The organism is uncultured Neisseria sp. (assembly GCF_951230505.1).
In the GTDB taxonomy this organism is placed as follows: domain Bacteria; phylum Pseudomonadota; class Gammaproteobacteria; order Burkholderiales; family Neisseriaceae; genus Neisseria.
The window spans coordinates 20,501-28,635 of record NZ_CATNVN010000006.1 but is presented as its reverse complement, the minus strand read 5'-3'; the positions used below and the strand labels follow the sequence as shown (position 1 = coordinate 28,635).

General features: G+C 53.2%; 6 protein-coding genes. 1 reads left to right on the top strand and 5 read right to left on the bottom strand.

Annotation, left to right across the window (positions count from 1 at the left end):
- Positions 1–81: 81 nt before the first annotated feature.
- Entirely contained in the window at positions 82–2,271 is a 2,190-nt protein-coding gene (locus tag Q1M25_RS01040) for a primosomal protein N' (protein ID WP_300480773.1), read from the bottom strand.
- 135 nt (positions 2,272–2,406) lie between these two features.
- Here Q1M25_RS01040 and Q1M25_RS01035 point away from each other — a divergent pair, with 135 nt between their 5' ends.
- Positions 2,407–3,198 (top strand): DsbC family protein, encoded by a 792-nt coding sequence (locus tag Q1M25_RS01035; RefSeq protein ID WP_300480771.1) that lies wholly within the window; start codon positions 2,407–2,409, stop codon positions 3,196–3,198.
- 135 nt (positions 3,199–3,333) lie between these two features.
- On the opposite strand, the gene Q1M25_RS01030 is transcribed toward Q1M25_RS01035, so the two are convergent.
- The 4 genes from Q1M25_RS01030 to Q1M25_RS01015 form a co-directional block, all read right to left on the bottom strand.
- Positions 3,334–4,017, bottom strand: coding sequence for a 2,3-diphosphoglycerate-dependent phosphoglycerate mutase (locus tag Q1M25_RS01030; RefSeq protein ID WP_003679823.1), 684 nt, complete (start codon positions 4,015–4,017; stop codon positions 3,334–3,336).
- A gap of 102 nt (positions 4,018–4,119) precedes the next feature.
- Complete coding sequence (locus Q1M25_RS01025; protein ID WP_300480775.1) at positions 4,120–4,872, bottom strand: class I SAM-dependent methyltransferase; 753 nt, start codon at positions 4,870–4,872, stop codon at positions 4,120–4,122.
- A gap of 48 nt (positions 4,873–4,920) precedes the next feature.
- Positions 4,921–6,549: a sigma-54 dependent transcriptional regulator gene (locus Q1M25_RS01020; protein WP_063069330.1), complete on the bottom strand. Its 1,629-nt coding sequence runs from the start codon at positions 6,547–6,549 to the stop codon at positions 4,921–4,923.
- Complete coding sequence (locus Q1M25_RS01015; protein WP_300480766.1) at positions 6,542–8,128, bottom strand: HAMP domain-containing sensor histidine kinase; 1,587 nt, start codon at positions 8,126–8,128, stop codon at positions 6,542–6,544. The genes Q1M25_RS01020 and Q1M25_RS01015 overlap by 8 nt, the downstream gene beginning before the upstream one ends.
- Between the last annotated feature and the right edge of the window lie 7 nt (positions 8,129–8,135).

Here is an 8,135-nt window from a genome sequence, read left to right as displayed (position 1 = left end):
GCGACCACCGAGATCTACACTCTTTCCCTACACGACGCTCTTCCGATCTCTTTTATTTCCTTATTGATTGAATCATTCCAATCAAGCCTCTTGTACATCAACGTCCACCGACCATCGGATTTTGCCGTCGCGGTTTTTCTGCAACACCTGCACCCACAAACTCACGGCGCGATGCAAATCTTGTCGAGATGTCGATTCGAGGAAAACTTGCGCACGTTCGCGTTCGGCAAGGCGCACCATCAGCATGGGGGCGGCGCCGAACTGGGAGACGCTTTCGGGCAAAAGCGGGGCGAGGGTTTCTTTGGCGGCGTTGAGAAATTCCATCGCATCGGCAACGCGCGGCGCATCAGCGCGGACGGCGGTCTGAAAACCGAAGGGCGGCATGGCGAACATTTGCCGTTCGTTCAATTCGTTTTCGGCAAACACGGCGTAGTCCTGCGCTTTGACGGCGGCGAAGACGGGATGTTCGGGCAGTTGGGTCTGTATCAACACCTTGCCGGGTTTGTCGGCGCGCCCCGCCCTGCCGGATACCTGCATCAGCTCGGCGAACAGCCTTTCCGGCGCGCGAAAGTCCGCGCTGTACAGGCTGCCGTCGGCGTTCAACACGATAACGAGGTTGAGCCGCGCGAAATCATGACCTTTGGCGAGCATCTGCGTGCCGACCAGAATGTCGATTTCGTTGTCGGCGATGCGGCGGTACAAATCCGCCCAGTCGTTTTTGTGCGCCGTACTGTCCCTATCGACGCGGACGACGGTGGCCTTAGGCAAGAAGGCGCGCAGGGTTTCTTCAACGCGCTGCGTGCCGTGGCCGACAGCGGTCAGGTCTTGATTGCCGCAGTCGGGGCATTTGAACGGAATGGGTTCGCGGTGGTCGCAGTGGTGGCAGCGCAGTTGGCGGGCGCGTTGGTGCAACACCATTTTGGCGGAACAGTTCGGGCAACCGAAGGTATGACCGCAGTCACCGCAAAACAGCGCGGGCGCAAAACCGCGCCGGTTGAGGTACACCAGCGACATGCCGCCTGCTTCAAAGTTCTGTTTCAAAAGCTGTAAGGCTTGCGGCGAGAAGCCATTGTCTAGTTTCAGACGGCCTACGTTGAGAATTTCTACTTGCGGCAGTTGCGCGGCGGTATGGGCGCGTTCGGTCAGTTGCAGCAGGCGGTACGCGCCGCTTTGCGCCTTGTGCCAGCTCTCCAAGCTGGGGGTGGCGCTGCCCAACACGATGGGAGAGACACTCTGCTTCGCCCGCCACACCGCCAAATCGCGGGCATGGTAGCGTAATTCGTTGTCCTGTTTGAACGAGCCGTCGTGTTCCTCATCGACCACAATCAGCCCGACATCATCCATCGGCGTGAACACCGCCAGCCGCGTGCCGATGACCAATTTCGCCTGCCCCAACATCGCGCGCAAATAATCCTGCGTGCGCTTGCCTGCAGCCATCTGGCTGTGCAACACGGCGGTCGGCACGTCGGCAAAACGGTTTTCCACCCGCTTCAAAAGCTGCGGCGTGAGATTGATTTCGGGCAACAGAAACAACACCTGCCGCCCCTGCGCCAACACTTTCGCCATCGCATCGAAATACACCTCGGTCTTGCCGCTGCCGGTAATGCCGTACAGCAGAAACGGTTGAAATTTACCAAAGGCCGTCTGAATTTCATCGGAAGCCTTCTGCTGGTCAGCGTTTAATACAAATTCAGAGTGCGAAGCCTGCCCATTGCACGACCTTAAAACAGATTTCGCCGCTTCCGTCGTTTCAATCCAACCCTGTTCCGCCCAATCTTCGATTAATTTCGCTGCCTGCGCGTTCACCTGCTTCAACGCCGCCATCGTCATTTCGCCCGACAGCAGCGCGTCCCACAAAGCCGCTTTTTTGTTAAACCGAGCCGGCGGCGGTGTTTGCGCCCTGCCCTGTTCGTTCAGCGCATAAAACAACGGCGGCTGCGGCATTTCCACCGCGCGTGTTTCCTTCAAACCCTGCGGCAGCGCGGCAAACACCGCCTGCCCGGTCGGATAGTGGTAATAACGCGACGTAAATGCCAACAAATCACGCCAGCTTTGAGGCAACGGCTTTTCTTCCATAAAAGCCGTCTGAACACTCAAAATCCGCGCCGTATCCATATCGGGCGCAATATCCGTTTCCCACACAATCCCTACAACGGTTTTATTGCGAAAAGGCACAAGCACCCGCGTTCCCGGAGGAAGCGGCTCGGAATAGGAATAAGTCAAAAGGCCGTCTGAAAGCGGCACGTTTACGGCAATACGGTGGTAGAACATACAAACAATCAAATCATTTTTTCGTATTTTAACAGCCGAAAGCTATTTTCAGACGATAATTTGAGCCTGAGTACAATGCAGACATGACAGAGGTTTGATACAATGCCTTACTTTCAACACACGCAAGTCTCTCGCATGAAAACCAAGTTAATCAAAATCTTAACGCCGTTTGCCGTCCTTCCTTTATTGGCATGCGGTCAACCTGCCGTATCCAACGCCAACGCGGCGCCTGCTCCGGCCGCCAAAGTGGAAGCGCCTGCCGACAAATCCGTTGCCGCTTCTTTGAAAGCGCGTCTGGAAAAAGTCTATGCCGCCCAAGATTTGAAAGTTTTGAGCGTCAATGAAACACCGATTAAAGGCATTTACGAAGTTGTCGTCAGCGGCAAACAAATCATCTATACCGATGCCAAAGGCGACTATATGCTCGTTGGCGACCTCATCAACGTCAACACGCGCCAAAGTATGACTGAAGAACGTGCCGCCGATTTGAACAAAATCGACTTCGCTTCGCTGCCTTTGGACAAAGCCATCAAAGAAGTTCGCGGCAACGGCAAATTGAAAGTCGCTGTTTTCTCCGATCCGGACTGCCCGTACTGCAAACGCTTGGAGCATGAGTTTGAAAAAATGACCGACATCACGATTTATACCTTCATGATGCCGATTCCAAGCCTGCACCCTGATGCCGCGCGCAAAGCCGAGCTGTTGTGGTGCCAACCTAATCCGACCCAGGCATGGATCGACTGGATGCGCAAAGGCAAACTCCCAAGCGGCAAAGCAAACTGCGAAAACCCTGTTGCAGAAACCACTTCATTGGGCGAACAATTCGGCTTCAACGGCACGCCGACCCTGGTCTTTCCTAACGGCCGCAGCCAAAGTGGTTACAGCCCTATGCCTCACCTCAAAGAAATCATCGAGAAAAACCAGTAATACAGGGTTTAATCTCCATCAAGGACGCTTTACGCGTCCTTTTTTTATGTCGCCCGCCATCAACTGCCTTCAGACGGCCTCGATACAGACAAATATAAAAAAGGACGTGTCCGCCACGTCCTTTTTCCCTTTACCTTACAGGTAGAATTTCTCAATTACTTTCAGGTTTTCATCCAATTTGTACACCAGCGGCTGACCGGTTGGGATTTCCAAGCCCATGATGTCTTCATCGGAAATGCCTTCGATGTGTTTGGCCAACGCACGCAGGGAGTTGCCGTGTGCCGCAACCAATACACGTTTGCCGCTCAAGATGGCCGGAGCGATTTGGTCTTCCCAGAAAGGCAGGACGCGCTCGAGGGTAACTTTGAGGTTTTCGCCATCAGGTACGACATCGCTAGGCAGGTTGGCGTAGCGGCGGTCGTTGTGGGCGGAGTGAGGGTCTTTAGGATCAAGTAGCGGAGGCAGGGTGTCGTAGCTGCGGCGCCAGATGTGGACTTGCTCGTCGCCGTATTTTTCTGCGGTTTGTTTTTTATCCATACCTTGCAGCTGGCCGTAGTGGCGCTCGTTCAAACGCCATGATTTGATTTGTGGAACAAACAGTTGATCAGATTCTTCCAAAACGATGTTACAGGTTTTGATGGCACGGGTCAGAACGGAGGTAAAGGCGATGTCAAACTCGTAGCCCTTCTCTTTCAGCTTTTTACCCGCTGCTGCAGCTTCTGCCAAACCTTGCTCGCTCAGCTTAACGTCGCGCCAGCCGGTGAAAAGGTTTTTCGCGTTCCATTCGCTTTGTCCGTGACGGATGAATACTAATTCCATGATAGTTTGCTCCAATGAAGTTTGGGAAAGGGTATTTATATCACACTTTGCCGCCGCGCTGATAACGCCGGCGGTTTCTTTTGATATGTTGCAAGTTTGCTTCTAGTCTTCAGACAGCCTTGTCGGAAGGTAAACGTCAAAACGCGTGCTTTTGCCTGTGTATTGATAAGCAGGTTTGCGCCCGTCAAGAAATTCGCCCAAGCGCGGGCGTTTGACGACAATGCGTTTTTTGGCGGTATTCGATGCCGCGTCCAACAACTCGGCTTCGTCTTGTGCCGCGCCGACCAAGTCGTGAAAGTAAGCCATCTCTTTTTTCACAGCTGCGGTTTTGCGACGCTCCGGATACATCGGGTCGAGGTACACCACATCGGGCCTGCCGTTTTGCGTTGCCAATTCCTGCATTAAATCAACGGCATTACCGAAGTGCAAAGTAATACGTTGGGCAATCTCCCGTGCCTCTTCACTTTGCCCTGCTCTGTTGAGGCCGTCTGAAAGTAGACAGGCAACGGCAGGATTTTGTTCAAAAGTGTGTACATTCAAACCCAACGAGGCAAGCACAAAACTGTCGCGCCCCAGTCCGCCGGTAGCGTCCCAGACAGTCGGTTGCGCAGTATGGTTGACGGCTTTGGCAATCAACTCACCTCCGCCTTTAGTGCGCCGATAATGGGCGGCACCGCCATCAAAATCAACGCGGACACGGCCTTTTTCACCGGCGCGGCACAAGCTGATGCCGCTTTCGTCAGAGATAAGGAAACTGCCTTCTTCAGGCAGCCTGTCGATAACGGTCAGCCCGAAAGGCGCGGCAAGGCTGCGAAGTTCGGCAGATGCGGTTTCGTCAAAATAAATCTTGTACATGATGCCCATGTTTCAGACGGCCTTGAAAACTCAGGCCGTCTGAACGTTTTAATTGATGTCCAAGCGTTCCATGCGGTAGCGCATAGAACGGAAGCTGATGCCCAAAAGCTTGGCGGCTTGGGTACGGTTGTAACGGGTTTGCTGCAAAGCCTGCTCGATGATGCTGCGTTCCACTTGGTCAAGGTAATCCTGTATCTGCATGGTACGCGGATCAAACGGTGGAATGGGGCTGTGATTGAGCGTAGTTTCACGCGCGTCAGGTTCGGCAATATCGTCAAAGGAGAAGCCACTGCGTTCAGCCTTAACTTGTGGGGCGTTTTGAATCTGCAAGTCGTCCACTTGTATCACTTGGCCAACCGTCAGCGCAACGGCGCGTTCGAGGATGTTTTCCAATTCGCGGAAGTTGCCGGGATAGCTGTAATGCAACAGGGCTTCTTGGGCTTTCGGGCTGAGTTTGTAGGTTTGATTGCCGTGACGGTGTTTGTACAGCAGATACAGAATCAGTGCGCCCAAGTCTTCGCGCATTTCGCGCAAAGGCGGCATGTGCAGGGAGACAACATTGAGGCGGTAATACAAGTCCTGACGGAATGCGCCACTTTCAACCAAGGCTTCGAGGTTTTTGTGGGTCGCACAAATAATGCGCACATCCACAAAGGTTTCCCGCGCATCGCCGATACGGCGCACGGCTTTTTCTTGAATGGCGCGCAGGAGTTTGACCTGCATGGCAAGCGGCAAATCGGCAACTTCGTCAAGGAACAAAGTGCCGCCGTCAGCGTGTTGGAAAAAACCTAAACGGTCTTGATCCGCGCCGGTAAAGCTGCCTTTTTTGTAACCGAAAAATTCGCTTTCCATCAGGTTTTCAGGAATAGCACCGCAGTTGACGGCAATAAACGGTTTGTCGGCACGGTCGGACAGCTCGTGAATCGTGCGCGCCGCCTGCTCTTTACCTGTACCGGACTCGCCGGAGATATAAACAGGAACAAGGCTGTGGGCCAATCTGCGAATCAGGTGGCGCACTTCGACCATTTGCGGCGAAGTACCCAACAGGCGCGGCATATCGTCCTCGCCTTCCAATATAGGTGCATCTTGTTGCAGAGCAGGATTGATGCTGCCGGCCGAAAAACGCTCTTTTAAGGAATTGAGCCCTTCCGGAACAGTCAAAGGCCGGTTAAATTCGCTCTGTACGCTCTTAGGCGGCGTAACGACAGGCTTGGCCGGCTGAGGTTCGGGTTTATACAGGGCGGCAGAAACAGGCGCAGGCTGCGATTTGACTTTTTCAGACGGCGTGGGTTCGGCAGTATTGTCTGAAACCGACACTGCCGATTTAACCAATGAACGCAACTGCGACAGCGTAATCGGTTTTTGCAGATAATCAAACGCCCCTGCTTTCAAGGCTTCAACGGCTTGGTCGGCATTGCCGAAGGCCGTAATCACGGCGACGGGCGTATCGAGCATCAGTTCATCAATGTATTGAACAACCTCTAGGCCGGAGCCGTCGGGCATACGCATATCAGTCAACACCAGCGAATAATCGTTGTTGTCCAGCTTGTCTTTGGCTTCTTCAACACCAGCCGCAGTATCGACGCGCAGACCCATTTTCATCAGGGTCATTTCCATCAGGTCGCGGATGTCTGCCTCGTCATCGACAACCAAAACCGGCTCTTGCAATTTATTCATCCTGCGCTTGCTCCTTCGGTAAAATCAATTCAAACCCGTTCATTTCAGGGTGATAATGCAGCTGCCCCATATTGGCGTGTGCCAACTCGCGTGCGACGTAAAGCCCCAAACCGGTGCCTTGTTTTTCGGTGGTGTAAAACGGCTCGAACAGATGATTTCGTACATCCGGCGGCACGCCTTTGCCGTTGTCCGCCACTACAATGGAAATATGCATCCTGCCGCTAGAGCGGATAAGAACGGTAATGGCGTTTTCGTCCTGACGGCTGTGTCGCCACGCATTGTTGCACAAGTTCCACATCACTTGCTGCAAATGCATGGAGTCAACCAATACGGTCAGGTTGTTGCCGTCCATATTCATGCGCAGACAGCCGATGGCATCGGGATTATTCAAGGTAAATTCCTGCTTGAACTCCAACCAGAATTTCATCAGATTAATCGGCTGGCGGCTGATGTTGTCTCGTTTGTTAAGCAGGGATACGTCTTCCAACATCTTGTCGATACGTTGGATATTGCTGTCGATGATGTTGTAGAGCTTGGCCTTGAGCGGATCTGCCTCGTCGCCTTCCTGCAACAAATCGCTGGCATGACGGATGGCGGACATCGGGTTGCGGATTTCGTGGGCAAGGTTGGCAGTCAACTGTCCAAGCGAAGTTAGCTTGGTGGACATGGCCTCCGCAGCCACTTCACGCAATGAGCGGACGTACAACATCAGCAGCTCGGTTTGCTCCTGAATCAGTGGAACGGCACGAACGTGCATGGCATGTTGGAAAATATGGATATCAGTTTCAAAAGGTTTGTCGGGTTGACGCTGCCAACGTGCCACCAGCTCGCCAAACACGATTTCCTGCTGATCGATAATCAGGCTGGGGAAATAGATTTTTGCCTGCTTGTTAAACAGCCACACGCGTTGAGTCGCATCAATCACCACAACCGCTTCCTGTACGCGGTTCAAAACCAAATGGTTCAAGCCGCTGATACGGCGGTAGGCAAGTTGATGGCGGCTGGCGGACTCTGTGGCCTGCTCCAAATAACGGGCGGCAAACGAGGTCAGCATCGCCACCAGATAGCCTGCGCCGATCAGCATCGAAGAATTCACCATTGATTTCGCGTCCCAATTAAACGAATCGAAACGCATGCTGCCGTCTAAAAACAGGTTCAAAATAAACAGCATGGCCGTATAGCCTGCATACAGCATGGGGTAATGGCCATAACTGAGCAGACACGACGTAGCAACAAACGGCAAAACCAAAATCCCGAAACCGGAAGCCGTACCGCCGGAGATATACACCAAAACCATCATCATGGTAATGTCGACCACGGCACTGGCATTGGGCAAATCCAAAGACTGCCACTGCCAGCCCGGGCGGAACACGGAGAGCATAATCAGGAAGAAATACAGCGTTACCCAGATATAAAACTCAACGTCCGGCAACGAAACGCCAATCAGGTTGCCGCCTGTGTAGCTGCCGAAAGCGTGCAAAACCAAAAGCGGTAAGACGATGGCTATTCGGGCAATGTTGATTACACCGGGAATCCGCTCCCTCAGATTACCCAGTTCTTGAAGATTGGCTCTGTTCATAAGTGAA

Excerpts from the sequence above, each read along its gene's own strand:
- Q1M25_RS01025 (WP_300480775.1), bottom strand. The coding sequence starts at position 4,872 with ATGTACAAGATTTATTTTGACGAAACCGCATCTGCCGAACTTCGCAGC.
- Q1M25_RS01035 (WP_300480771.1), top strand. The coding sequence starts at position 2,407 with ATGAAAACCAAGTTAATCAAAATCTTAACGCCGTTTGCCGTCCTTCCT.
- Q1M25_RS01020 (WP_063069330.1), bottom strand. The coding sequence starts at position 6,549 with ATGAATAAATTGCAAGAGCCGGTTTTGGTTGTCGATGACGAGGCAGAC.
- Q1M25_RS01040 (WP_300480773.1), bottom strand. The coding sequence starts at position 2,271 with ATGTTCTACCACCGTATTGCCGTAAACGTGCCGCTTTCAGACGGCCTT.
- Q1M25_RS01030 (WP_003679823.1), bottom strand. The coding sequence starts at position 4,017 with ATGGAATTAGTATTCATCCGTCACGGACAAAGCGAATGGAACGCGAAA.
- Q1M25_RS01015 (WP_300480766.1), bottom strand. The coding sequence starts at position 8,128 with ATGAACAGAGCCAATCTTCAAGAACTGGGTAATCTGAGGGAGCGGATT.